22 protein-coding genes are annotated in these 23,802 nt (G+C 61.3%); 16 read left to right on the forward strand and 6 right to left on the reverse strand.

Going from position 1 to position 23,802, the window contains the following annotated elements; genetic code table 11:
- Positions 1-216: 216 nt before the first annotated feature.
- Positions 217-441: a DUF1127 domain-containing protein gene (locus N4A58_RS06485; protein ID WP_072705869.1), complete on the reverse strand. Its 225-nt coding sequence runs from the start codon at positions 439-441 to the stop codon at positions 217-219.
- Positions 442-1,932: 1,491 nt separating this feature from the next.
- Here N4A58_RS06485 and mraZ point away from each other — a divergent pair.
- The 8 genes from mraZ (at position 1,933) to murD (ending at position 11,122) form a co-directional block, all read left to right on the forward strand.
- The gene (gene mraZ, locus N4A58_RS06490; RefSeq protein WP_293708446.1) at positions 1,933-2,439 is read left to right on the forward strand and encodes a division/cell wall cluster transcriptional repressor MraZ; all 507 of its coding nucleotides are present in this window, start codon (positions 1,933-1,935) and stop codon (positions 2,437-2,439) included.
- Between the two features lie 4 nt (positions 2,440-2,443).
- Positions 2,444-3,430 (forward strand): 16S rRNA (cytosine(1402)-N(4))-methyltransferase RsmH, encoded by a 987-nt coding sequence (gene rsmH / locus N4A58_RS06495; RefSeq protein ID WP_293708447.1) that lies wholly within the window; start codon positions 2,444-2,446, stop codon positions 3,428-3,430.
- Position 3,431: 1 nt separating this feature from the next.
- Positions 3,432-3,782 carry a cell division protein FtsL gene (locus N4A58_RS06500; protein WP_072705872.1) on the forward strand — a complete coding sequence of 117 codons (351 nt, stop codon included), beginning with the start codon at positions 3,432-3,434 and terminating at the stop codon, positions 3,780-3,782.
- Positions 3,779-5,560 (forward strand): penicillin-binding protein 2, encoded by a 1,782-nt coding sequence (locus N4A58_RS06505; protein ID WP_293708448.1) that lies wholly within the window; start codon positions 3,779-3,781, stop codon positions 5,558-5,560. Before N4A58_RS06500 ends, N4A58_RS06505 begins: the two co-directional genes overlap by 4 nt.
- A 24-nt stretch (positions 5,561-5,584) precedes the next feature.
- Positions 5,585-7,066: a UDP-N-acetylmuramoyl-L-alanyl-D-glutamate--2,6-diaminopimelate ligase gene (locus tag N4A58_RS06510; RefSeq protein ID WP_293708449.1), complete on the forward strand. Its 1,482-nt coding sequence runs from the start codon at positions 5,585-5,587 to the stop codon at positions 7,064-7,066.
- The gene (gene murF, locus N4A58_RS06515) at positions 7,063-8,520 is read left to right on the forward strand and encodes a UDP-N-acetylmuramoyl-tripeptide--D-alanyl-D-alanine ligase (protein ID WP_293708450.1); all 1,458 of its coding nucleotides are present in this window, start codon (positions 7,063-7,065) and stop codon (positions 8,518-8,520) included. The genes N4A58_RS06510 and murF overlap by 4 nt, the downstream gene beginning before the upstream one ends.
- Entirely contained in the window at positions 8,520-9,602 is a 1,083-nt protein-coding gene (mraY, locus tag N4A58_RS06520; RefSeq protein ID WP_293708451.1) for a phospho-N-acetylmuramoyl-pentapeptide-transferase, read from the forward strand. The genes murF and mraY overlap by 1 nt, the downstream gene beginning before the upstream one ends.
- Positions 9,603-9,721: 119 nt before the next feature.
- Positions 9,722-11,122: a UDP-N-acetylmuramoyl-L-alanine--D-glutamate ligase gene (gene murD, locus N4A58_RS06525; RefSeq protein WP_293708452.1), complete on the forward strand. Its 1,401-nt coding sequence runs from the start codon at positions 9,722-9,724 to the stop codon at positions 11,120-11,122.
- A 1-nt stretch (position 11,123) separates the two neighbouring features.
- Here the strand turns inward: murD and N4A58_RS06530 are convergent, their stop codons facing one another.
- The 3 genes from N4A58_RS06530 to moaA all read right to left on the reverse strand — a co-directional run bounded on the left by N4A58_RS06530 (position 11,124) and on the right by moaA (position 13,433).
- Positions 11,124-11,810, reverse strand: a complete 687-nt coding sequence (locus N4A58_RS06530) for a hypothetical protein (protein ID WP_293708453.1) — start codon at positions 11,808-11,810, stop codon at positions 11,124-11,126.
- A 203-nt stretch (positions 11,811-12,013) separates the two neighbouring features.
- Positions 12,014-12,436 carry a GFA family protein gene (locus N4A58_RS06535; protein WP_293708454.1) on the reverse strand — a complete coding sequence of 141 codons (423 nt, stop codon included), beginning with the start codon at positions 12,434-12,436 and terminating at the stop codon, positions 12,014-12,016.
- A complete protein-coding gene (gene moaA / locus N4A58_RS06540) occupies positions 12,429-13,433 on the reverse strand; it encodes a GTP 3',8-cyclase MoaA (protein ID WP_072705879.1) in 1,005 nt (334 codons plus the stop codon). Before moaA ends, N4A58_RS06535 begins: the two co-directional genes overlap by 8 nt.
- An 89-nt stretch (positions 13,434-13,522) precedes the next feature.
- On the opposite strand from moaA, the gene N4A58_RS06545 reads away from it, so the two are divergent.
- Both N4A58_RS06545 and N4A58_RS06550 read left to right on the forward strand, forming a co-directional pair.
- Positions 13,523-14,071 carry a hypothetical protein gene (locus N4A58_RS06545; RefSeq protein WP_293708455.1) on the forward strand — a complete coding sequence of 183 codons (549 nt, stop codon included), beginning with the start codon at positions 13,523-13,525 and terminating at the stop codon, positions 14,069-14,071.
- A gap of 141 nt (positions 14,072-14,212) precedes the next feature.
- The gene (locus N4A58_RS06550) at positions 14,213-14,623 is read left to right on the forward strand and encodes a hypothetical protein (RefSeq protein WP_293708456.1); all 411 of its coding nucleotides are present in this window, start codon (positions 14,213-14,215) and stop codon (positions 14,621-14,623) included.
- A gap of 30 nt (positions 14,624-14,653) precedes the next feature.
- Here N4A58_RS06550 and glmS read toward each other — a convergent pair whose 3' ends face one another.
- Both glmS and glmU read right to left on the reverse strand, forming a co-directional pair.
- On the reverse strand, positions 14,654-16,471 hold the full coding sequence (gene glmS, locus N4A58_RS06555) for a glutamine--fructose-6-phosphate transaminase (isomerizing) (RefSeq protein ID WP_072705881.1): 1,818 nt from the start codon (positions 16,469-16,471) through the stop codon (positions 14,654-14,656).
- Positions 16,471-17,826, reverse strand: a complete 1,356-nt coding sequence (gene glmU, locus N4A58_RS06560; RefSeq protein ID WP_293708457.1) for a bifunctional UDP-N-acetylglucosamine diphosphorylase/glucosamine-1-phosphate N-acetyltransferase GlmU — start codon at positions 17,824-17,826, stop codon at positions 16,471-16,473. The genes glmS and glmU overlap by 1 nt, the downstream gene beginning before the upstream one ends.
- 134 nt (positions 17,827-17,960) lie before the next feature.
- Here glmU and N4A58_RS06565 point away from each other — a divergent pair, with 134 nt between their 5' ends.
- The 6 genes from N4A58_RS06565 to N4A58_RS06590 all read left to right on the forward strand — a co-directional run bounded on the left by N4A58_RS06565 (position 17,961) and on the right by N4A58_RS06590 (position 23,722).
- The gene (locus N4A58_RS06565) at positions 17,961-18,635 is read left to right on the forward strand and encodes an HAD-IA family hydrolase (RefSeq protein ID WP_293708458.1); all 675 of its coding nucleotides are present in this window, start codon (positions 17,961-17,963) and stop codon (positions 18,633-18,635) included.
- The gene (locus N4A58_RS06570) at positions 18,632-19,831 is read left to right on the forward strand and encodes a DegT/DnrJ/EryC1/StrS family aminotransferase (RefSeq protein ID WP_293708459.1); all 1,200 of its coding nucleotides are present in this window, start codon (positions 18,632-18,634) and stop codon (positions 19,829-19,831) included. The genes N4A58_RS06565 and N4A58_RS06570 overlap by 4 nt, the downstream gene beginning before the upstream one ends.
- Positions 19,832-20,073: 242 nt before the next feature.
- Positions 20,074-21,237, forward strand: coding sequence for an isovaleryl-CoA dehydrogenase (locus tag N4A58_RS06575; RefSeq protein WP_293708460.1), 1,164 nt, complete (start codon positions 20,074-20,076; stop codon positions 21,235-21,237).
- Positions 21,234-21,557, forward strand: coding sequence for a hypothetical protein (locus N4A58_RS06580; protein WP_293708461.1), 324 nt, complete (start codon positions 21,234-21,236; stop codon positions 21,555-21,557). The genes N4A58_RS06575 and N4A58_RS06580 overlap by 4 nt, the downstream gene beginning before the upstream one ends.
- On the forward strand, positions 21,554-22,048 hold the full coding sequence (locus N4A58_RS06585; RefSeq protein ID WP_293708462.1) for a lysozyme inhibitor LprI family protein: 495 nt from the start codon (positions 21,554-21,556) through the stop codon (positions 22,046-22,048). Before N4A58_RS06580 ends, N4A58_RS06585 begins: the two co-directional genes overlap by 4 nt.
- 66 nt (positions 22,049-22,114) lie before the next feature.
- Positions 22,115-23,722, forward strand: coding sequence for a carboxyl transferase domain-containing protein (locus N4A58_RS06590; protein ID WP_293708463.1), 1,608 nt, complete (start codon positions 22,115-22,117; stop codon positions 23,720-23,722).
- The last annotated feature ends 80 nt before the right edge of the window (positions 23,723-23,802 follow it).

A 23,802-nucleotide genomic window follows, 5' to 3' on the forward strand; every position in this document is an offset into this window, starting at 1 on the left:
TACAGAATGCTCAGGGAGGAGGAGAGAGCATCCTGATCTCAAATTTGATGCGGCAACACTCAGGGAGGAGGAGAGAGTGTTGCCGCTGATAACAGACGCCGCAGGGAGGAGGAGAGCGGCTATCTGAACCTTGTTGGGTTGGCGGTGGACCAAAGGGAGGAGGACGTCACCGCCAGATCACAGATGCGAGGGAGGATCGCACCTGAAATCGAATTCTTAGACAGCGCCGTAGCGCTCGTTTGCTGCGGCGATCGCCACGCCCATGATCTGTGACCGGTGCATGCCTAGGTCTGCCAGCTCGCGACCGGACAGAGCGTTCAACTCTTTCACAGTCTCGCGGATCAGCATCTGACGAGCGATCTTTGCTTTCAGGGTGTCAAAGAAACCGGTTACACCGTTTTTCTGAGCGCCCTGTGCGCGGATGTCTGATGCGTATGCCATTGGTACAGCCTTCAACTTTGAACTTCTTTCGAGTGGCGTCCCTTCGAGTGGTGCTCGTCTGGATGTGTGCCGCTCTGTTGATACTGAATGTACGCTAATGCTGCAGATGCACAATCCCGCGAAGGTTCAAGGCCGCTATGCAATTCGTGCATGCCTATTTTGCCCATGAATTGGGCGGATTTTTGATCAAGAGGGCTTGTTTTCAGCAGCTCTTGTTTGTGGTTCCGCTAACATCACCCAGCAAGCTGGCATGCGCTCAGCGTATGGCACGGCCTTTAAAATATGTGGAATTCCCATACATTTAGCCGTGATCCCACTATTTCGGGGGAGGCGGTATGGGGCGCGTGCAAGCTGGGAACGCGTCATTTTCGGCTTTTTCGGATTCGAAGCCACCCCTCTTTTAGGTGTGTGGCGAAAACAACACAGGCGTCTGTGGCGCGGGCATCTGGCCGTGATTCCATGGATTGCCGGTGTGCAGTGATGGACGGGAGCGAGTCGGCGATGTGACCCCGTGCTTAGTCGGGCGCGCCGATGGGCTAAGATGGGAAACAGGGCAGAATGCCAGCCGGTGCCATGCGATCCCACCACGGACCACTTCGACGCGCCTTCTGAGGAGCCGAGTTCGGCGTCTCTCTGAAGCATATATATAGAGAGCGCGCTCCAAAGTGCCGAAAAGTGGGGTTCGGCCCCACACCGCGCGATTTGGCGATGGCGATTCCATGGGAAATCGTGGGACTGGATTTGGGACGCTATGGAAATTGCCCAGATTCACGGCCAATCGAGAGCCCGTGATCAAAGAGATCCACTTTTTTAGGCGCGTATCTGGCGCGTTTATCCACAGAGAACTGCGAAGAACGGCGCGTATCTATGGGAATCGACTGAAAATTCCAGAATCTAGGTCTCGTACCGCCATGGGACTGCATGGTCCGAAGGCCTGACTTACGGGTGAATGGAATCACAAACACGCGCGATTCCGTGAGTCCGTGGAACTTATGCCCGATTTGTTGCCCAAACTTTCGATAATCCTGAAAGTTTTTTTGGCAATTTTGCGGCAAACTTATCCACACAGCGGAAGTCTAGATGATGTGTCCGAAGCTGTGTATCGCGCCTATATATTCCCGTTTTGAGAGATTCAGCTTCGCAAAATGAGAGAAGAGCTGACACTTATCCACACGGGTAGGTGGGGTGGTTCCCCAAAAAAACCGTTGATTACCATGATTTCCCATGGCATCCCTAAGTCACAAGATGAGAACGGGCAAATAAAGGGACGACAAAAGATCCCGAAAAGGCTCAGGCAGTTTCATACAGGCACCCCGCTTTCATCAAAATAGATCCGGCTGGTGGGCAGTATACATCCCCCCAGGTGGCTTGCACAGCCGGACACCCAGTAATGGGACGAGGGGCGGCGGGTTGAGCAGTGGCAGACGCTCAACCCGCCGTTTTCGTTCCAGCACCCGATAAACCAAAAACGACCTGGGGACGGAGCGGGCAGTGAGCCAACAGTGGTTCATAGGCGAGAGCCACCACAAGGTGGATACGAAAGGTCGGGTCTCTATTCCCGCTGCCTTCCGTAAAGTGCTTGCCGCTGGCGATCCCGAATTCTCCGAAGGGGCAAACCCGCAGGTCGTTGTTGTCTACGGTGACGAGCGCCGTAATTATCTTGAGTGCATGACCATCAAGGCCATGAACAAGATCCAGCGCAAAATGCTGAAAATGCCCCCCGCGAGCCCACAGCGCCGCGCTTTGCAGAAGATGTATTCGACCCAAGCTCTGGTAACGTCTGTGGACGAGACCGGTCGTCTGGTGTTACCCGCCAAGCTCCGCAACAAAATCGGCATCAGCAATGAGGCCGTGTTTGCCGGCACAGGCGAGAACTTCCAGATCTGGAGCACCGAGACCTACGAGATCGAAAACGGCCTGGTGACAGGCGACGACGACTTCGATCCGGACCTCGATCCGTCTCACTACCTGTTCGGCGACGACGAAGACGAGGAATAATCAGATGTCGCAGGACACCCAGACTGGCGCCCCGCATATTCCGGTACTGATCCGGCCTTTGATTGCGGCGGTTGCGCCGGTGTCCGGCGTGTGGCTGGACGGCACCTTTGGGGCAGGGGGATACACCCGCGAACTGCTGGCCGCAGGTGCGGACAAAGTGTACGGCGTTGATCGTGATCCCTTGGCCCATGAAATGGCGCAGAAGTGGGTTGGCGAGTATGACGGGCGCATCGAGCTGGTGCGCGGCACGTTTTCCCGCCTTGATGAATACGCGCAGGATCTGGATGGTGTGGTGCTGGACCTTGGGGTCAGTTCCATGCAACTCGATTTGGCAGAACGCGGTTTCAGCTTTATGCGTGACGGGCCGCTCGATATGCGGATGTCTCAGGACGGACCCAGCGCGGCGGATTTGGTGAACGAAGCCAGCGAAGCCGAACTTGCCGATATTATATACCTGTTTGGAGAAGAGCGTGCCTCGCGCCGTATCGCCAAGGCGATTGTCAATGCCCGCACGCTTGAGCCCATCACCACGACCCTGCGCCTGACCGAAATCGTCGAAAGCTGCCTGCCACGCCCGAAACCCGGACAGGCCCATCCCGCCACGCGGACCTTCCAGGCCCTGCGGATTGCGGTGAACGACGAATACGAAGAGCTGTTGGGTGGTTTGATGGCCGCTGAACGGGCGCTGAAGCCCGGTGGCAAGCTGGCGGTTGTGACCTTTCATTCGATCGAGGACCGGATCGTCAAACGCTTCCTGACCCAAGCGTCGGGTGGGGGCGGACGGGCGAACCGTTACGCGCCCGAGACGGAACAGCCAAAAGAACGTTTCAAATTGACGCCTCGCAAGGCGATCGCCCCCGATTCAGAAGAGTTAAAGATCAACCCGCGGGCCCGCTCGGCCAAGCTGCGTGTGGCCATGCGGACCGAGGCAGAGGCTGGCGCTATCGATGAAGATGCCCTCGGCCTGCCGCGACTGAAGAGGAACGGATAGAATGCGCACCCTGTTCGGGATTCTGACGGCTGTTGTTGTGATTGGCTTGGCCTACTGGGCTTATGGCGAAAACTATCGCACCCAAGATGCCTTGGCCGAGTCCCGCAAGGTGAGTAACGAGATTGAGGCCGCGCGCTCGCGTCTGGCGGTGTTGCGCGCGGAATGGGCCTATTTGAACCGTCCCGACCGTCTGCGCGATTTGGCAGAGCTGAACTTTGACAGCCTTGGTTTGCTGCACATGACGGCTGACCATTTTGGCGAGATTTCAGAAATCGCTTATCCCGTTCCTGTGAACCCTTTGTTCGATGAACCTGTAGAGCTGTCCAGCGACCAACTGGAGATGATGCAATGATCCGCACGCCTCTGCGCCCCTTGGCCCGAATTCTTGAAGCTCGCGACAAAGGCGAGAATCCCGACGCGATCGAACGCGAGAACCTGCGCCTGCGTCACGAACAGATGCGGGATAAAATGCGCGGCCGTGCCGAAAGCCGTCTGCTGGTCATGGGTATTCTGTTCTTCTGTGGGTTCTTGATGGTGGGCACGCGCATGGCGCTTTTGGCCTCGACCGATCCAGAAGAGCCCCAAGCCACTGTGCGCTCGGCGCAGATTGTGTCTCAGCGCGCTGATATTGTGGACCGCGAAGGGCGCATTTTGGCGACCAACATGCAGACCAACCACCTGTATGCGCATCCGCAGGACATGGTGGATCCGGTGCATACGGCCAAAGAACTCGTCAAGATTTTTCCCGAGTTGAAAGAAGAGCGTCTGCTCAAAGATTTCACCGGCAAACGCAAATTCCTGTGGATTCGCCGCCAGTTGAGCCCCGAGCAGGTGCAGGCGGTGCATGACATTGGCGAACCGGGCCTGAACTTTGGCCCCCGTGAAACCCGCCTGTACCCAAATGGCTCGATCGCCAGTCATATTCTTGGCGGCGCGTCCTACGGGCGTGAAGGCGTAGCCTCGGCCGAGGTTGTGGGCATTGCAGGTGTGGAAAAGGTTTACGACGAATTTCTGCGTGATCCGTCCAATGGCAGCCAGCCTCTGCAGCTTTCGTTGGACCTGACCGTTCAGGCCGCAGCGGAAAAGGTGCTTGAGGGCGGCATGATGCTGATGAATGCCAAGGGCGCGGCCGCTGTCGTGATGGACATCAAGACTGGCGAACTGATCAGCCTTGTCAGTCTGCCTGATTTTGACCCGAACAACCGCCCCGTGCCGCTGACCAAAGGGTCTGCTGGGGACAGTCCGCTCTTTAACCGTGCGGTTCAGGGCGTGTATGAGCTGGGCTCGACCTTCAAACTCTTTGCCGCCGCGCAGGCGCTGGAACTGGGTCTGGTCACGCCAGAAACCAAGCTCGACACCAAAGGTCCGCTGCGTTGGGGCCGTTTCCGGATCCGCGACTTCCACAACTATGGCTCGCAACTGAGCGTGACCGAGACCATCGTAAAGTCGTCAAACATCGGTACCGCGCGGTTGGCGCTGCTGATCGGGACCGAACGGCAGAAGGACTTCCTTGACCGTTTGGGTCTGCTCGACAAGCCCACGGTTGAAATCCTCGAGGCCTCGGGCGCGAAGCCTCTGACCCCGAAAAAGTGGTCGGAACTGTCGTCTCTGACCATCAGCTATGGTCACGGTCTGTCTGTCTCGCCCGTGCATCTGGCGGGGGCTTATGCCAGCGTGCTGAATGGGGGCACACGGGTGAACCCGACCTTGCTGAAACAATCCGGACCCCAGAATGGCGAACGCATCGTGTCCGAGCGCACTTCGGCGCAGGTGCGGTCGATGCTGCGTCAGGTGGTGACCAAAGGCACCGCCAGTTTCGGCGAAGTGCCCGGCTACGCGGTTGCGGGCAAAACCGGCACTGCGGACAAGCCCAAGCCCACCGGCGGCTATTACAAGGACAAGGTCATCGCGACTTTTGCCAGCGTCTTTCCCGCCCATGATCCGAAATATGTGGTCATTGTTACCTTGGACGAACCCGAAGACCGCATGAGCGACGAACCCCGCCGCACCGCTGGCTGGACGGCCGTTCCCGTGGCGGCAGAACTCATCGGTCGCATTGCTCCGCTCATGGGGCTGCGACCCGAAGTTGAACCCGCTGCCGTAGGTGAGGTAACACTCGCCTCACATTGATCGGTCGAAAGGCATTTCTGGGTTATGGATGTTGTTAAAACACTGGCACAATTGGGATTGACCGCCCGAGGAGGCCAAGAAGCGCGAGTCACCGGATTGACGGTCGATAGTCGCGCTGTCGCAGCGGGGAACCTGTTTGCCGCACTTCCGGGTGTCAAAGTCCATGGGGCCGAGTTCGTGGCCACAGCCTTGGGGGCAGGGGCCAGCGCCATCCTGACTGACGCCGTCGGCGCCGAGATTTGCGAAGCGGATGTGCGTGCCGCGGGCGCCGCGCTGATCGTGACCGAAGAGCCACGCGCGGCGCTGTCCTATGCCGCTGCGCTTTGGTTCGAAAAGCAGCCAGAGACCATTGTTGCGGTCACGGGGACCAACGGGAAAACATCTGTCGCGTCCTTTACCCGCCAGATTTGGCAGGCTCTGGGTGTGCCAGCGGTTAATCTGGGAACCACGGGTGTTGAGGGCGATTGGGAGTACCCGCTGCACCACACGACGCCAGAGCCGATTACGTTGCACCGTGCGCTGGCAGGGGCCGCCGCCGAAGGCATCACCCACGCCGCAATGGAGGCCAGCAGCCACGGTTTGGACCAGCGCCGTCTGGATGCTGTGCGGCTGAAGGCTGCGGGCTTTACCAACTTCACCCAGGACCATCTGGATTATCACCACACCTTCGAAGAGTACTTTGCCGCCAAGGCTGGCCTCTTTGACCGCGTGTTGCCCGAAGAGGGCACCGCCGTGCTGAATATCGACGATCCCAAAGTCGCCGAGTTCGCCGAGTATCTGCTAGACGAGGGGCGCTGTGTGATCACCGTGGGCCGCCACGATGACGCGGACCTCGAGATTACCGCGCAGCGCTTTGATGGCACGGGGCAGGAGTTGCGGCTGAGCTATGACCATCAGGTTGCTCTGGTTCGCTTGAACCTGATCGGCGGGTTTCAGGCCGAAAACGTGCTGATTGCGGCGGGGCTGGTCATGGCCACCGGCGTTGGGTTTCAGGATGTCAGCAACGCGCTGTCCCGCCTGACCACTGTGCGCGGCCGGATGCAATTGGCCGCCACGCGGGACAATACGGCATCAGTCTTTGTGGATTACGCGCACACCCCCGACGCGGTGGCCAAGGCTTTGGCAGCCATGCGCCCGCATGTCATGGGGCGGGTTGTGGCGATCATCGGGGCTGGTGGCGACCGTGATAAAACCAAGCGCCCCTTGATGGGCGAAGCGGCGGCCAAGAATGCGGATGTTGTCTTTGTCACTGACGATAACCCCCGCAGCGAAGACCCCGCCACCATCCGCGCCGAAGTCATGGCCGGTTGCCCGAATGCGATCGAAGTCGGTGACCGCGCCGAAGCGATTTTGCGGGCGGTGGATATGCTCCAACCCGGCGACGCGCTGCTGATCGCGGGCAAGGGGCACGAGCGGGGGCAGATTGTGGGCGATGTGACCTATCCCTTTGATGACGTTGAACAAGCCAGCCTTGCGGTGTCGGTGCTGGATGGGAAAATGGTATGAGTATGACTGCGCCTCTTTGGACCTCTGACGATGCGGCTGCGGCCACTGGCGGGCGGGCTCCTGTGCCGTTCACCGTGGAGGGCGTGTCGATCGACACCCGCACCCTGAAACGCGGCGATCTGTTCGTGGCGCTTAAGGCGGCGCGCGACGGTCACGATTTCGTCGGCCAAGCTTTGGCGGGCGGGGCGGCCGCGGCGCTGGTGACCCATGTGCCAGAAGGCGTGCCCGAGGATGCGCCGCTTTTGATCGTGGACGATGTGCTGACCGCTTTGGAAGACTTGGGCAAAGCCGCCCGTGCGCGTACCAAGGCGCGCGTGGTTGGCGTGACCGGATCGGTGGGCAAAACATCCACCAAGGAAATGCTGCGCACGGTTCTGTCGGGGCAGGGCAAGGTCCACGCCGCCGAGGCCAGCTATAACAACCACTGGGGCGTGCCCTTAACCTTGGCGCGGATGCCTGCGGATAGCGATTTCGCCGTGATCGAGATCGGCATGAGCAACCCCGGGGAAATCGCCCCTCTGGCCAAGATGGCGCGTCCTCATGCGGTGATTGTGACCATCGTGGCCCCATCCCACTTGGCTGCGTTTGAAAGCCTAGAGGGAATCGCCCACGAGAAAGCTTCGATCATTGATGGGCTGGAGCCGGGCGGGACGGCGATTCTGAACGGGGATTTGCCGACCTCTGATATTCTGGTCGCTAAGGCCAAGGAAGCTGGCGCGGTTCTGCGGACATTTGGTGAAAGCAAGGGCTGCTTCGCGCGCCTTCTGGATGTGCAATATGCGGATGAGACGACCGTGGCGACGGCCCGCACATGGCGCACGCCGGTGCTGTACAAGGTGCACGCGCCAGGGCGGCATTTCGCGATGAATGCGCTGTCGGTACTGACGCTGGTGCAGAACTGGAAACTCGACCGCGCGGTGGCGCTGTCCGATCTGGCGCGCTGGCAGCCCGTCCAAGGACGCGGGGCCCGCGAGCCGATCCATCTGGATCCCGTGGACAACCGTCAAGTCTTTGATCTGATTGACGAAAGTTACAACGCCAACCCCGCCTCTTTGGGTGCCGCTCTCGAGGTGCTGGCGACCGCCACCACCCACAATGACGTCGGCCGGTTCAGCAAGGGACGCAAGATCGCGATTCTTGGGGATATGGGCGAGTTGGGGGTCACAGCCGAAGACTTGCACCAAGGCATTGCCGATCTGCCGACCATGGACGGCGTGGACAAGGTGCACTGCGTTGGCCCCCTGATGCGCCACCTGTGGGAGGCGCTGCCCCCCGCCAAACAGGGTATTCACACGGACACCGCCGACAAGATGGCGACCAAGGCCCGCAGCCTCGTGGATGCGGGGGACGTGGTCATGGTTAAAGGCTCGAACAGTATGCGCCTGCGTCTCGTGGTTGACGCCCTGAAGAAACTGGGCCATCCCGCCGCCCAACCGGATCAAGAGGACTCCTGATGCTGTATTGGCTCACCCTGCTGTCGGATGGCGGCGACTTTTTCAACCTGTTCCGATATATCACGTTCCGCGCGGGTATGGCTTTTGCGACGGCTCTGATCTTTGGCTTCGTGTTTGGCAAACCGCTGATCAACGTCCTGCGTAAGCGTCAGGGCAAAGGTCAGCCGATCCGCGATGACGGCCCCGAGGGGCACTTTTCCAAGGCCGGTACGCCAACCATGGGCGGTCTGCTGATTGTGGGCGCGCTGCTCTTCTCGACCCTTCTGTGGGCGCGTTTGGACAATGCGTTCGTCTGGATCGTGCTGTTTGTCACCATGGGCTTTGGTCTGATTGGCTTTGCCGATGATTACGCCAAGGTCAGTAAACAGAACACAAACGGGGTGCCCGGCAAGGTCCGCTTGGGCCTTGGGTTCCTGATCGCGCTGTTCGCGTCTGTCTGGGCCAGCTATTACCATCCGGCGGAATTGACCAACCAACTGGCACTGCCGGTCTTTAAGAATACCCTTGTAAACTTGGGCTATCTCTTCATCCCGTTCGCGATGATCGTGATTGTGGGCTCCGCCAATGCGGTGAACCTGACCGATGGTCTGGATGGTCTGGCGATCATGCCGGTGATGATCGCGGCGGGCACCTTGGGCGTGATTGCCTATGCTGTGGGCCGCGTCGACTTTACCGAATACCTTGAGGTGCACTACGTGCCCGGCACCGGTGAAATCCTCATATTTGTCATGGGGTTGATTGGCGGCGGTCTGGGCTTCCTGTGGTATAACGCGCCGCCTGCGGCTGTGTTCATGGGCGATACCGGTTCGCTGGCTTTGGGCGGCGCACTGGGCGCGATTGCGGTGTCGACCAAGCACGAGATTGTTCTGGCGATTGTGGGTGGCCTGTTCGTGGTCGAGGCGTTGTCGGTGATCATTCAGGTCCTGTACTTCAAGCGGACGGGCAAGCGGGTGTTCCTGATGGCGCCCATTCACCACCACTATGAAAAGAAGGGTTGGGCCGAGCCGCAGATCGTGATCCGGTTCTGGATCATCGCTCTGATCCTGGCCATGATCGGTCTCGCGACGCTCAAGGTTCGCTAAAATAACGTCTGGCCTGCGTATGGTTTACGTATGGCACACGTCATGACATCGCGCCCCCTCTGGACCGGAGGGGGCGTTTTCGTTAGCGGTGGAGCGAACGGATTTATGAGGTGTTCACGATGATCCCTGTGCGCGGTGTAGACGGTCAGACAATTGCGGTTCTGGGTTTGGGACGGTCGGGGATGACCGCGGCCAAGGCCCTGCGCGAAGGCGGGGCCACGGTGCTGGTTTGGGACGACAACGACGCCGCCCGCGAAGGGGCCGAGACCGAGGGGTTCGAGGTCCGGCAGTTCACCAAGCAGGGCGGTTTCGACGGGGTCGATCTGTTGATCGTCAGTCCCGGCATTCCGCATCTCTATCCGACCCCGAACAAAGTGATCGCGGCGGCGATGGCGGCCATGGTGCCGGTGGATAATGACATCGGGCTGTTCTTCCGCTCGCTCGCGCTGGATGGGTGGGAGGAGCTGGACACGCCGCCCCGTGTGGTGGCGGTCACGGGCTCGAACGGGAAGTCGACCACCAGCGCGCTGATCCATCACATCCTGACCAATGCGGGCAAACCCGCGCAGCTGGCGGGCAACATTGGCCGCGGGGTTCTGGATATCGATCCGCCCGAGGATGGCGAGGTCATTGTGCTGGAGCTGTCCAGCTATCAGACCGATCTGGCGCGGGCCCTGACGCCGGATATCGCGGTGTTCACCAACCTGTCGCCCGACCATCTGGACCGCCACGGTGGGCTCGGGGGCTACTTCGCGGCTAAGCGCCGGTTGTTCGCCGAGGGCGGGCCGGATCGCGCTGTGGTGGGTGTGGATGAACCCGAAGGGCTGTATCTGGCGAACCAGCTATCCACGGGGCCGACCGATGACCGGGTGATCCGCATCTCTTCGGGGCAGAAGCTGTCGGGGCCGGGATGGTTCGTGTTCGCCCGCAAAGGGTTCCTGACCGAATGGCGCAAGGGCCGTCAGGTCACCAGCATCGATCTACGCGATGTCGCGGGTCTGCCGGGCGCGCACAACCACCAGAATGCTTGTGCAGCCTATTCGGTGTGCCGGTCGCTGGGGCTGGCGCCACGTGTGATTGAAGAGGGGTTCAAGACCTATGGCGGCTTGCCCCATCGCTCGCAGGTGCTGGGCGAGAAGGACGGGGTGATATTCGTCAACGACTCCAAGGCGACCAACGTGGATGCGGCGGCCAAGGCTCTGGGCGCGTTCCCCAAGGTGCGCTGGATCTGCGGCGGGCTCGAGAAAGAGGGCGGCTTGGGCGGTCTGACGGATCAGTTTGGCCACGTGGTCAAAGCCTATGTCATCGGGCGCGAGGCGGCAGAGTTCGCCCTAAAGCTGGACGGCGTGGACAAGGAAATCTGCACGACCATGGAGGTCGCTGTGGCCAAAGCCGCGGCAGAGGCCGAGGCGGGCGAGGTCGTGCTGCTGGCGCCTGCTTGCGCCAGTTTCGATCAGTACAACAGCTTTGAAAAACGCGGCGAGGATTTCGCCGCGCAGGTGGCCAAGGTTCTGTCCTAGGTCACTGCGCGCGGCGGAAGGCTGCCAAGAGCCCGTTCTGGACGGCGTCGAAATGCACGACGCCGACTTGGGCGGGCACCTCTGTCAGGCCAAGGAGGCGCGCGACGGCGAAACGGTGCATGCCGCCACCCGAGCGGATGGCGCGACCGTTGCGGTCGATGTGCACGAAGATGCCCCCATGCTCGCGCCGGAAGTAGTCGGGCAGCGCATTCTTGGGCAGCAGTTTGCCGGTGCGGCTGGCCTCGTCATACAGGCGGTCCATGCGGTCATAGCGGGCGCGCAGTTCTTCGACCGTGTGGCAGTCGTCAGCCATGCCCTTTTCCGCGATGTCGCGGCTCAGTTTCGCGAATAGCGCGGTTTGCTCCCACGGGACGCCGTCGAGGAAGTGCTGCTCGATCGCTTCTTCCTTGATGTTATGGGGCAGGGGGGCAACGCTCTGGTCCCAATCGCCGGTCGCGATCCGGCCGCTGTCCTTGCGGCGGAACTTTGGTGCGCCTTGCTTTGGGTTCGGCACATAGCGGTGGGTGACCGCACGGGGATCAATGTAGATGCATTCGTCGCTCAGCGGCGCCGCCGCGCCAAAGGACACGCGGTTGCGGAAATCGCGAAACGCCTTGCGCGGGACTTGGGCGCGCAGAGACCGCAAGAGGTTCTGCGGCTGAAGAGGGGGATGAATCGCGCGGGGCATCGAGGAACCTGGCTGAACTTAAACAAGACCCAAACATAAAGCTTCTCGCACCTGCGGCAAAGTGCAGTGGTGCACATACCTGTCATGAAAACGACGCAAGTGTGTAACATTGATGTTACTTGCCAATAGGATGTGCGTGATCTCGGCCGAAGGTATCTTTGGTGTAGTTTTTCTGGGAAATGAGGCCGCGTGGGGCGGTGGGTTCAGCTGCGCGAGAAGCGTAGGAGGCCAGCGAGGGGCGACGCGCTGCGGCTGTCAGAGGGATGCTGCTGGCCGTTGGACACGGGGACCTCTGGGAAATCAAAGGGGCTGAGGCCGTCGATGCAGGCGGCGTTCACCCCGTATTCGTTGGGGTTCGAACGGCGCTGGTGGTGGGTGTAGATGCCGCAATGCTTGCAGAAGTAGTGCTGCGCCGTGCCCGTGTTGAAGGTATAGAGGGTCAGATCCTCGGCGCCTGTGGTGATGGTGATCCCATCCAGCGGGGCGGTCAGGGCGACCGCGCCGCGCATGGCGCAGAACGAGCAGTCGCAGCGGCGGGCCGTGCTGAGCCCGTCCGCAAGTTGGACGGTAAACCGCACGGCGCCGCAATGACAGCGGGCGCTGAGCGGTTTGGTCCAGTCAGCCACCGGTATGACTCATGTGGCGGGTCATCTGGCCCGCGACGGTCTGGCGGGAGTAGTCGAAGTCGTGGCCCTTGGGCTTGAGCTTGATGGCGTCGCGGATCGCGTTTTCCAAGAGCGCGTCGTTGTCGGACATCCGCAGAGGCGCGCGCAGGTCGGCGCGGTCCTCTTGGCCCAGACACATGAACAATTCGCCGGTGCAGGTCAGGCGCACACGGTTGCAGCTTTCGCAGAAGTTATGGGTCAGAGGGGTGATGAAGCCGATTTTCTGGCCGGTTTCCTCGATCCGGACATAGCGGGCGGGGCCGCCGGTGCGTTCGGTCAGGTCGGTCAGAGTGTAGCGTTCGGCCAGCTGGCGGCGCAGGTCCTTGAGTGACCAGTATTGGTCAAGGCGGTCCTCGTTCCCGAGATCGCCCATGGGCATAACCTCGATCCATGTGAGGTCCATGTCGCGGCTGGCGCACCATTCGACGATGTCGAACAGTTCGGGCTCGTTAAAGCCCTTGAGCGCGACGGCGTTCAGCTTGACCCGCAGGCCGGCCTTTTGCGCCGCATCAATGCCGCGCAGCACTTGGGGCAGGCGGCCCCAGCGGGTCACATCCGCGAATTTCTGTTCGTCCAGCGTATCAAGCGAGACATTCACGCGGCGCACGCCAGCGGCGTATAGGTCATCTGCGAACCGTTCCAGCTGCGAGCCGTTGGTGGTTAGGGTCAGTTCCTTGAGCGCGCCCGACTCGAGGTGGCGGGACATGCTGTTAAAGAACTTCATGATGTCGCGCCGGACCAGCGGTTCTCCGCCGGTGATGCGCAGCTTTTCGACCCCGAGACGGACGAATGTGGAACACAGTCTGTCCAATTCCTCGAGCGTGAGGAGTTCTTTCTTGGGCAGAAAGGTCATATTCTCGGCCATGCAGTACACGCAGCGGAAATCGCAACGGTCCGTGACGGAAACCCGCAGGTAAGAGATCGCGCGCTGGAATGGGTCTATCAGTGGTGCTGTCATAAGCGTAGAACCTAGGGGTGGCCTGCTGGTTGGGCAAGACAATTGGTTGCCAGAATAACAGAATATAATGTCGAGAGGTGGAGAGCAGAATGAACAAGTTTTTGATGAGCGCCATTGCAGGTGTGCTGCTTGCGGGCTGTACCTCTGAGCAGTTTGCTGGAGTCAAAGATCGTGTGGGCGATTTCAATCCCCTGCGCCGCGGGCAGGAACTGGACGCGCAAATCCAGAATGACGCGCCGATGCAGACCGTCGCAGGCAGCGCCATCCAGCCTGCGCCGAGCGTGGCGACCAGCGTGATCTCTCCGCCTGCGAACGCGCGGACGGCGGCGGATTATGACACCGCCACCCCCGCGCAAAAGGCGGCTGCGGTCGGGTCCGGCCAGACCGCCAGCAAGGGCCAGTATCTGGGAACGCAGACCGTGTCCTTGGGGGATCCGCAAGAGGCGGGAATCTGGGTGAAGACGAGCCTTGTCTCTTCGACCCGGCCGGGGACGGTGAAGCTGAAGGATGGCGCGAATGTGCTGGTGGACCTGCGGCCGCTGGACGGATCGGGGTCGGCGCAGATTTCGCTTTCGGCTTTGCGTCTGCTTGGGTTGGGTCTGACATCCTTGCCCGAGGTCGAGATTTATACCCGCTGACGGGATTTGAGTATTTTCAGCAAAAAGAAGGCCCTGGCAGCGCGAACTGCGGGGCCTTTTGTCTGTTTGGTGAATTTGCAAAGTGGCTGTAGGCTGTCGGCACCGGGATATGTCTGAATCGTTTTTATAAGGACGTCAGAGATGGACAGATCAAAGGTGCTGCGTGCGCTGGCTGTTGTTGTGGCCAGTGTGTCCGGAACCGCTGCGGCGGCGGAGTTTTCATTCAGTTTTGATTGGGGCGGGATCCCGTCCTGCACGACGGGGCGGCCGAATACGGTGCCCAATCCGGTGTTCGACCTGAAGGATGTGCCTGCGGGGACCACGTGGATTCACTTTAAGCTCGTGGACAAGGATGTGCCGTCCTACAAACATGGGGGCGGCTGGGTGGCCTATACGGGGCAGTCGCAGATTGCGCCGGGGGCGTTTACCTACAAGTCGCCGTGCCCGCCCGGGGGCAGTCACACCTATGAGTGGACGGCGACCGCCAAAGCCAAGAAAAGTTCATTCGGCAAGGCGATCGCAAAGGCCAAAGCAGCGCGGGATTACCCGTAGGCCGGACCCTGTTGCGGGTCCAGCGCGGGGTTATTCGACAGTGACCGATTTCGCGAGGTTGCGGGGTTGGTCGACGTCTGTGCCCTTGGCGATGGCGGTGTGGTAGGCCAAGAGCTGCGCGGGCAGGGCATACAGGATCGGGGTCAGCACGGGGTCCACGTCGGGCATGGCGATGGTGCGCCAAGTGCCGTCCTGTGCTTCTTCGATGCCCTTTTTGTCGGTGATCAGCAGGACGCGGCCGTTGCGGGCCATGACCTCTTGCATGTTCGAGACGGTCTTGTCGAAGAGGCTGTCGCGCGGGGCCAGCACCACCACGGGCACTGTCTGGTCGATCAGCGCGATGGGGCCGTGTTTCAGTTCGCCCGAGGCATAGGCTTCGGCGTGGATGTAGCTGATTTCCTTGAGCTTTAGCGCGCCTTCCATCGCCAGCGGGAACATCAGGCCACGGCCAAGGAAGAGGATATCGGTCGCCTCGGCCAATTCGGCAGAGACCTCTTCGAAGCCATTGGTCTGGTTCAAGGCGTGGTTCAGGACGCCGGGCAATGCGCGCAGGTTGTTCAGGTGGGTGCCAAGCTCTGCGTCGCTGATGTGGCCGCGCTGGTGGCCAGCCCGCAGGGCGAGCAGGAGCAGAACGGTCAGCTGGCAGGTGAACGCCTTGGTCGAGGCGACGCCGATTTCGGTGCCCGCGAGGATGGGCAGAGCCACGTCGGATTCCCGCGCGATCGAGCTTTCGGGGACGTTGACGACCGACAGAATGGTGTCTGCCTTGCCCTTGCAATAGCGCAGTGCGGCGAGGGTGTCGGCGGTTTCGCCCGACTGGCTGACGAACAGGGCCGCGCTGCCTGCGGGCATCGGGGGTTCGCGGTAGCGGAACTCGGACGCGATGTCGATTTCGCAGGGCAGTTGGGCCAGCTGTTCGAACCAGTATTTGGCGGTGACACAGGCGTAATAGGCGGTGCCGCAAGCTACCATGGTCATGCGTGACATGGCGGTAAAGTCGATCTCTGGCAGGACAATGTCGGTGCCGTCGGTGGTCAGGTAGTGGGTCAGGGCGTCGCCGATGACGATGGGCTGTTCGGCGATTTCCTTGGCCATGAAGTGCTTGTGGCCGCCCTTGTCCACGCGGGCGCTGTCCATGGAAATGGTGCGGGTTTCGCGGTGGACCTGCTGGCCGCTCGCATCGCGGATTTCGGCGCCAGCGCGGGTGACGACGGCCCAATCGCCCTCTTCGAGATAGGTGATGCGGTTGGTCATCGGACCCAGCGCGATCGCGTCCGAGCCGACGAACATCTCGCCATCCCCGTGGCCGATGGCCAGAGGTGAGCCGAGGCGGGCGCAGATCAACAGGTCCTCTTCGCCTTCGAAGAGCAGGCAGAGGGCGAACGCGCCTTCGAGGCGGGCGATGGTGCTGGCCGCAGCCTCGCGCGGGGACTGGCCCTGATCCATGTACATGCGCACGAGGTGCGCGATGGTTTCGGTGTCGGTTTCCGTCTCGCAGACGATGCCGTGCGCCGAGAGTTCCAGACGCAATTCGCGGAAATTCTCGATGATGCCGTTGTGGACAACCGCCACGGGGCCCGAGCGGTGGGGGTGGGCGTTCACGACCGAGGGCGCGCCATGGGTGGCCCAACGGGTGTGACCGATGCCCGCCTTGCCGGTCAGGGGTTCGTGGACCAACAAATCCGACAGGTTGACCAGCTTGCCGACCGCGCGGCGGCGGCGCAGTTCGCCATTGTTGACGGTCGCGATGCCCGCGCTGTCATAGCCGCGGTATTCGAGACGGCGCAGCGCCTCGACCAGAATGGGGGCAACTTCGTGATTGCCAAGAACTCCGACGATTCCGCACATCAGTTGGTCTCCTTCTTGGCGGCTGCCTTTTTGGCGCGCAGCATATCCATGAGCTTGAACGCCATTTTGGGTTTGTTCACCTGTTTGGCGCGGCCAAGGGCCAGGGCACCGTCCTCCACATCCGTGGTGACGACAGAGCCGGAGCCGGTCATCGCGCCATGGCCCACGCGGACGGGGGCCACCAGCATGGTGCTGGACCCGATAAAGGCGTTTTCGCCGATCTCGGTGTGATGCTTGAAGAAGCCGTCATAGTTGCAGGTGATGGTGCCTGCGCCGATGTTGGTGCCTTTGCCGATGGTGGCGTCGCCGATATAGGTCAGGTGGTTGGCCTTGGCGCCTTCGCCGATCATGGCGTTTTTCACCTCAACAAAGTTGCCGATATGGGCGTGTTCGCTGATTTCCGCGCCAGGGCGCAGGCGGGCGTAGGGGCCGATGATCGCGCCGCGGCTGACATGGCAGCCCTCTAGGTGGCTGAACGCGCGGATGGTTGCGCCGGATTCAACGGTCACCTCGGGGCCAAAGACCACGTTGGGTTCGATGATGGTGTCGCGGCCCACGATGGTGTCGTGGGCAAAGAACACGGTTTCGGGCGCGGTCATGGTGATGCCGTTGTCCAGCATTTCGGCCCGCATTTTCGACTGGAATTCGGCTTCGGCCTCGGCCAGTTGGGCGCGGGTGTTGACGCCCATGGTCTCGGATTCCGCGCAAGTGACTGCTGTGGCGCTGCGGCCCGTGTCCCACGCCAGACCCACGATGTCGGTCAGGTAGTATTCGCCCGAGGCGTTGTCGTTGCCGACCTTGTCGATCAGGTCAAACAGTACCTCGGCCTTGGCGCAGACCACGCCGCTGTTGCACAGGGTGATGGCGCGCTCGGCCTCGGTCGCGTCCTTGAATTCGACGATGCGCTCTAGCTTGTCGCCGTTCATCACAAGGCGTCCGTAGCGGCCGGGATCGGCCGCCTCGAACCCCAAGATCACCACGTCATGGGCGCTGCGGGCCTGCACCATCTGTTCGATGGTGTCGGGGCTGATAAAGGGGGTGTCGCCGTACAGAACGATGGCGTCACCGGTGAAGCCCTCTAGCGCGGGGCGGGCTTGGGCGACCGCGTGGGCGGTGCCGAGCTGTTCGGTCTGTTCGGCAATCTGGATCTCGTCATCCCAGCGGCGGGCCGCCTCGGCCACCTGTGCGCCGCCGTGGCCCACAACAACCACCTGCCGCTCGGGCGCCAAAGCTGCGCCGGACTTCATCGCATGGACTAAAAGAGGAGCGCCCGCGACCTGATGAAGGACTTTCGGAAGGTCAGAGTTCATGCGGCTGCCTTGGCCGGCTGCCAGAACAATCAGTGCGGTGGACATAATTCATCCTGTAAATACAAATTCTTTTTGCGTTGTACCCGCATGATACTCCGACGCAAGTCAGGTTCTCATCAAAGTTCATTGCGAACCATGTCAAAGGGCGGCAAGGTGCCGCCGACAGGAGACTTTGCCCGATGCGTACAATCGTTTTTGATCTGGATGGCACCTTGGCCGATACAAGCGGCGATCTGATCGCAGCCGCGAATTTCTGCTTTGAACACATGGGGGTAGGGGCGCAACTGGACCCAGCGCTAGATCAGTCCACAGCATTTCACGGCGGCCGCGCTATGCTGCGGCTAGGGCTAGAGCGTTTGGGCCGTGCCGGTGACGAAGACGAAGTCAGCCGGCAGTACCCGCTGCTTTTGCAGGCATACGCGGACCGGATCGACGTTTTCACAACGCTTTACGATGGCGCGATGGACGCGGTCGAGCGGTTCCGCGCGGCGGGCGACCGTGTGACCATCTGTACGAACAAGCCCGAAGGACTGGCAGAGACGCTGCTGACGCGGCTTGGTGTGCGCGGGGCGTTCGATCATCTGATTGGCGCGGACACGCTGCCGGTGCGCAAACCTGACCCTGCGCCCTTGCGCGCTGCGATCGAGGGGGCGGGCGGGGCCATCAACCGCGCGGTCCTGATCGGGGACACAAACACAGACCGCCAATGTGCGGCAAATTTGGGGATTCCGGTGGTTCTGGTGACCTTTGGCCCGAATGGTCCGACGGTGGCAGATCTGAACCCAGAAGCACTGATCGGCCACTATGATGAACTTGATGCTGTCGTGGACCGCCTGATCCCGAGGGCCGCATGACCGAGGTCTTCACAGGTTCCTTCACCCAGCAAGAGCCCATCTGCGACGAGGGTATCGCTGCCGCAGTCGAGGTAATGCGCCACGGGCGTTTGCACCGCTACAACACCGCTGCAGGGGAAATTTCCCATACTGCTCTTTTGGAAGAGGAATTCGCGGCGCTGACCGGGGCGAAATACGCTCTGGCCGTGGCATCCGGTGGCTACGCCATCGGCGCGGCCCTGCGTGCGGCAGGGGTCCAGCACGGTGACCGCGTTCTGACCAACGCCTTCACTCTGGCGCCGGTGCCAGGGGCGATTGCCTCGGTCGGAGGCATCCCCGATCTGGTCGAAGTGACCGAGGATCTGGTGATCGACCTCGACCATCTGGAAACCAAGGCCGCAACGGGCCAGTCAAAGTATCTGCTCCTCAGCCACATGCGCGGCCATATCTGCGACATGGACCGGCTGATGGCGATTTGCACCGCCCACTGCATCACCGTGATCGAGGATTGCGCCCACACCATGGGCGCGACCTTCAAAGGCATCCAAAGCGGGCGCCATGGCTTGATCGGCTGCTACTCCACCCAGACCTACAAGCATATGAACTCTGGCGAAGGTGGCTTTCTGGTCACCGATGACGCCGAAACCATGGCCCGCGCGATCATTCTGTCGGGCTCTTACATGCTCTACGAACGCCACCGCGCTGCCCCACCGCCCGAGGTCTTTGAACGGGTCAAATACGTGACTCCCAATATCTCGGGCCGGATGGACAATCTTCGCGCGGCGATCCTGCGCCCGCAGATCGCGACCCTGCAAGACAGGATCAACGGCTGGAACACTCGCTACGCGCGCGTGGAAGTGGGCCTGTCGAACTGCCCCGGCCTGCGGACCATCCGTCACCACGCCGATGCGGTGCAAGTTGGGTCCTCGATCCAGTTTCTGCTGCCAGAGTGGCCCGCGGAGAAAATCACGGACCTGCTATTGCGTTGCGCCAAACGAGGCGTCGAACTCAAATGGTTCGGCAAGGCAGAGCCCATCGCTTTCACCAGTCGTTACGACAGTTGGAAATATTTCACCTCTGACAAATTACCCCTCACCGACCGCATACTTGCGGGTCTGGTCGATATGCGCCTGCCTCTGACCTTCAGCTTGGCAGACTGCGACCTCATTTCGCGCATCATCCGCGAAGAGGTCTCGATCCTATATCAGGCGAAATAACCCTCACCTTTCTGCTTTGTCCGAAATACTCCGGGGGTGAATTGGCCATCGGCCAAGAGGGGGCAGCGCCCCCTTTTTCTTTTTCTGTAGCGCGCTGCGCGCGGATGTTGGCGCTGCCCCCACGGCCCGGTGGGCCTTCCCTTGGGGTATTTGTGCCAAGATGAAAGCAGGGGTGTTGACATGATTTTGTTTATGAACAAGTGTTCAATAAAGGGGTTTGGTTGATCTGGGAGGAATCGCCAATGTTCATGTCTTCGATGACGTTTGATCTGGGGGAAGAGGTCAACGCACTGCGCGAGATGGTTCACCGCTGGGCGCAGGAGCGGGTGAAGCCGATTGCGGCGGGAGTTGATCAGGGGAATGCCTTTCCGAACGAGCTCTGGCGCGAGATGGGGGAGCTCGGACTGCTTGGTGTGACTGTGGCCGAGGAATATGGCGGGGCGGGGATGTCCTATTTGGCGCATACCATCGCGGTCGAGGAGATTGCGCGGGCGAGTGCGTCTGTGTCGCTGAGCTATGGGGCGCATTCGAACCTGTGCGTAAACCAGATCAAGTTGAACGGGACCGAGGAGCAGAAGAAGAAATACCTGCCGCGGCTGATTAGTGGGGAGCATGTAGGTGCTCTTGCCATGTCCGAGGCGGGGGCGGGGTCCGATGTGGTCTCGATGACTCTGCGGGCCGAGAAGCGGAACGGGTATTACCTGCTGAACGGCAACAAGTATTGGATCACCAACGGGCCGGACGCAGATACCTTGGTGGTCTATGCCAAGACGGATCCCGAGGCGGGGTCCAAGGGGATCACGGCCTTTATCGTCGAGAAAGAGTTCAGGGGCTTCTCGACCTCCAAGCATTTCGACAAGCTGGGGATGCGCGGGTCCAACACCGCCGAGCTGATTTTCGAGGATGTGGAAGTGCCCTTCGAAAATGTCCTTGGCGAAGAGGGCAAGGGCGTGCGCGTGCTCATGTCCGGTCTGGACTATGAGCGTGTGGTTCTGGCGGGGATCGGGACGGGGATCATGGCGGCCTGTCTCGATGAGATCATGCCTTATCTCGCCGAGCGCACCCAGTTCGGGCAGTCTATCGGGAATTTCCAGCTGATGCAGGCCAAGATCGCCGACATGTACACCGCGATGAACTCTGCGCGGGCCTATGTCTACGAGGTCGCCAAGGCGTGTGATCGCGGGCAGGTGACGCGGCAGGATGCGGCGGCCTGCGTTCTGTATGCCAGTGAAGAAGCGATGAAGCAGGCCCATCAGGCCGTGCAGGCCATGGGCGGGGCGGGGTTCCTGAATGACAGTGTGGTCAGCCGCCTGTTCCGCGACGCCAAGCTGATGGAGATCGGCGCGGGCACCAGTGAAATCCGCCGGATGCTGATCGGGCGCGAGCTGATGGGGACCATGAAGTGAGCTTGAGGCAGGTCGTATTCACAGTGCTGGGGGCTTTTCTGGCCCTCGTTGCGGTGATCGGCCTGCGGCTGGGCTGGATTTCGGCGACCTTGACCGAGACCGAGGTGATCGAGCGCTACGCGTCGGCCTATTTGCAAGAGGCAGGGGACGGTGCGGCGCTGACGGATTGTCATGCGGAGACGGGGCAGGCGCCTTGGATCAAACTCCGCGTGGTCTGCCGGAACGCTTCGGGGCGCGAGTGGCGCTTTGGCGCGGGGCTGTGGGGGCAGCTCGTGTATGTTGAACGCATAGACCCCGTATCGCAGGAGCAACGCATATGACACGCGGATGGATGATCGCTTTGGCCTTGGTGGCGACGGCAGCTGGAGCGGACGAAGAATTCGTCTTTCACGAGGCGCTGGTGCAGCAGTGCTATGACAACGCGACCTCGGGCAAATCGCAGGACTGTGTGGGCAGCGCGGCGAGCCTGTGCATGGATCAGAACGAGGGTGGGTGGAGCACCTACGGGATGAACTACTGCATCGGTGAGGAGTTCGCGTGGTGGGACACGGTGCTGAACCGCGAATATCAGCGCGTGATGACGGCCTCCAAGCAATTTGACACGGATATGGCCGGCATGCAGGTGCCTTCGGTTGCCGGAGCGTTGCGGGACATGCAGCGGGCTTGGATCGGGTTTCGGGATGGGACGTGCCTCTATGAGGTGTCCCAGTGGAGCAACGGGACAGGCGCGGGACCAGCCCATGCGGGATGCATGATGCGGCTGACCGCTGAGCAAGCGCTCTATCTGGCGGGCGAGGGTCACACCCAGTAGCGCCAAACTGCGGCAGGTCCGAAGGGGAGAGCGGGCCTGTTCAGAAACAACAAGGGAGGAGCGCCAATGGCGCGGTTGAGAAGTCAGGTCCAGACGGGATCGGAAACTTACAAAGCCAATCTGGCCGCCCATGAGGCGATGCTGGCCGAGGTGCAACAGGCGGCCGAATGGGCCGCAGCTGGTGGCGGCGAGAAGGCGCGTGACCGGCATCTGAGCCGCGGCAAGATGCTGCCGCGGGATCGGGTCGGGGCGCTGCTGGATGCAGGCTCACCCTTTCTGGAAGTTGGCGCAATGGCGGCGCATGGGTTGTACGATGGAGCCGCTCCTTGTGCAGGCGTCGTTGCAGGCATCGGGCGCGTGCATGGGCGCGATGTCATGGTTGTTTGCAACGACGCCACCGTGAAAGGCGGGACCTATTACCCGATGACGGTCAAAAAGCACCTACGGGCCCAAGAGATCGCCGAGGAATGCAGGCTGCCTTGTGTCTATCTGGTGGATAGCGGCGGTGCGAACCTGCCCAATCAGGACGAGGTCTTTCCCGACCGCGATCACTTTGGCCGGATTTTCTATAATCAGGCGCGGATGAGCGCGAAGGGCATCCCTCAGATCGCGGTGGTGATGGGGTCTTGTACGGCGGGCGGGGCCTATGTGCCTGCGATGTCGGATGTGTCGATCATCGTCAAAGAGCAGGGGACGATTTTTCTGGCTGGGCCGCCGCTGGTGAAGGCCGCGACGGGCGAGGTTGTGAGTGCCGAGGATTTGGGCGGCGGCGATGTGCATACGCGCCTGTCTGGCGTGGCAGACTATCTGGCCGAGGATGACGCGCACGCTTTGGCCTTGGCCCGAGAGGCGGGGCGGCACCTGAACTGCCCGCCTGCGGGGGCGGTGGATTGGGCGGCGCCCGAGGAGCCCGCCTATGATCCGGACGAAATTCTGGGCGTGGTGCCCGGTGATTTGCGCACCCCCTATGACATTCGCGAAGTGATCGCGCGGGTGGTGGACGGCAGCCGCTTCGACGAGTTCAAGGCGCGGTTCGGGGAGACTTTGGTCACCGGCTTTGCCCATGTGGAAGGGTGCCCTGTGGGGATCGTCGCCAACAATGGCGTGCTGTTTTCCGAGGCAGCCGTAAAGGGCGCTCATTTCATCGAGCTGTGTTCGCAGCGGAAGATCCCCTTGGTGTTTTTGCAGAATATCACGGGGTTCATGGTGGGCCGGAAGTACGAGAACGAAGGGATCGCGCGGCACGGGGCCAAGATGGTGACGGCTGTTGCCAGCACCTCGGTGCCGAAGATCACAATGCTGGTGGGCGGGTCCTTTGGTGCGGGGAACTACGGGATGGCCGGTCGGGCCTATCAGCCGCGGTTCCTGTGGACCTGGCCCAATAGCCGGATTTCTGTGATGGGTGGGCCGCAGGCGGCTGGCGTTTTGGCAACGGTGAAACGGGATGCCATCGAGCGGGCTGGCGGAGCGTGGAGTGCCGAGGAGGAAGCGACCTTCAAGCAGCCGACGCTGGAGATGTTCGAGTGGCAGAGCCATCCGCTCTATGCCACGGCGCGGCTGTGGGACGACGGGATCATTGATCCGCGCAAGACGCGGGCGGTGTTGTCGCTGAGCCTGCGGGCAGCGCTGAACGCGCCCATCGAAGAGACCAAATTCGGCGTGTTCCGCATGTGAGAGCGGGCGGGGGATCGGGGCGCTGCCCCCGCGCCATGGGCGCTCCCCCAGGGTATTTTCGCCAAGATGAAGCAGCGGCC

The organism is Donghicola sp. (assembly GCF_025210255.1).
GTDB classification, from domain to species: Bacteria; Pseudomonadota; Alphaproteobacteria; order Rhodobacterales; family Rhodobacteraceae; genus Donghicola; species Donghicola eburneus.

What these genes read in the sequence shown, in the direction of transcription:
- N4A58_RS06505 (WP_293708448.1), top strand. Translation starts at nt 3,779, where the DNA reads ATGATCCGCACGCCTCTGCGCCCCTTGGCCCGAATTCTTGAAGCTCGC.
- N4A58_RS06570 (WP_293708459.1), top strand. Translation starts at nt 18,632, where the DNA reads ATGACCGAGGTCTTCACAGGTTCCTTCACCCAGCAAGAGCCCATCTGC.
- murF (WP_293708450.1), top strand. Translation starts at nt 7,063, where the DNA reads ATGAGTATGACTGCGCCTCTTTGGACCTCTGACGATGCGGCTGCGGCC.
- N4A58_RS06545 (WP_293708455.1), top strand. Translation starts at nt 13,523, where the DNA reads ATGAACAAGTTTTTGATGAGCGCCATTGCAGGTGTGCTGCTTGCGGGC.
- mraY (WP_293708451.1), top strand. Translation starts at nt 8,520, where the DNA reads ATGCTGTATTGGCTCACCCTGCTGTCGGATGGCGGCGACTTTTTCAAC.
- moaA (WP_072705879.1), bottom strand. Translation starts at nt 13,433, where the DNA reads ATGACAGCACCACTGATAGACCCATTCCAGCGCGCGATCTCTTACCTG.
- murD (WP_293708452.1), top strand. Translation starts at nt 9,722, where the DNA reads ATGATCCCTGTGCGCGGTGTAGACGGTCAGACAATTGCGGTTCTGGGT.
- N4A58_RS06590 (WP_293708463.1), top strand. Translation starts at nt 22,115, where the DNA reads ATGGCGCGGTTGAGAAGTCAGGTCCAGACGGGATCGGAAACTTACAAA.
- N4A58_RS06585 (WP_293708462.1), top strand. Translation starts at nt 21,554, where the DNA reads ATGACACGCGGATGGATGATCGCTTTGGCCTTGGTGGCGACGGCAGCT.
- N4A58_RS06500 (WP_072705872.1), top strand. Translation starts at nt 3,432, where the DNA reads ATGCGCACCCTGTTCGGGATTCTGACGGCTGTTGTTGTGATTGGCTTG.
- N4A58_RS06565 (WP_293708458.1), top strand. Translation starts at nt 17,961, where the DNA reads ATGCGTACAATCGTTTTTGATCTGGATGGCACCTTGGCCGATACAAGC.
- N4A58_RS06550 (WP_293708456.1), top strand. Translation starts at nt 14,213, where the DNA reads ATGGACAGATCAAAGGTGCTGCGTGCGCTGGCTGTTGTTGTGGCCAGT.
- glmS (WP_072705881.1), bottom strand. Translation starts at nt 16,471, where the DNA reads ATGTGCGGAATCGTCGGAGTTCTTGGCAATCACGAAGTTGCCCCCATT.
- N4A58_RS06530 (WP_293708453.1), bottom strand. Translation starts at nt 11,810, where the DNA reads ATGCCCCGCGCGATTCATCCCCCTCTTCAGCCGCAGAACCTCTTGCGG.
- glmU (WP_293708457.1), bottom strand. Translation starts at nt 17,826, where the DNA reads ATGTCCACCGCACTGATTGTTCTGGCAGCCGGCCAAGGCAGCCGCATG.
- N4A58_RS06510 (WP_293708449.1), top strand. Translation starts at nt 5,585, where the DNA reads ATGGATGTTGTTAAAACACTGGCACAATTGGGATTGACCGCCCGAGGA.
- N4A58_RS06575 (WP_293708460.1), top strand. Translation starts at nt 20,074, where the DNA reads ATGTTCATGTCTTCGATGACGTTTGATCTGGGGGAAGAGGTCAACGCA.
- N4A58_RS06485 (WP_072705869.1), bottom strand. Translation starts at nt 441, where the DNA reads ATGGCATACGCATCAGACATCCGCGCACAGGGCGCTCAGAAAAACGGT.
- rsmH (WP_293708447.1), top strand. Translation starts at nt 2,444, where the DNA reads ATGTCGCAGGACACCCAGACTGGCGCCCCGCATATTCCGGTACTGATC.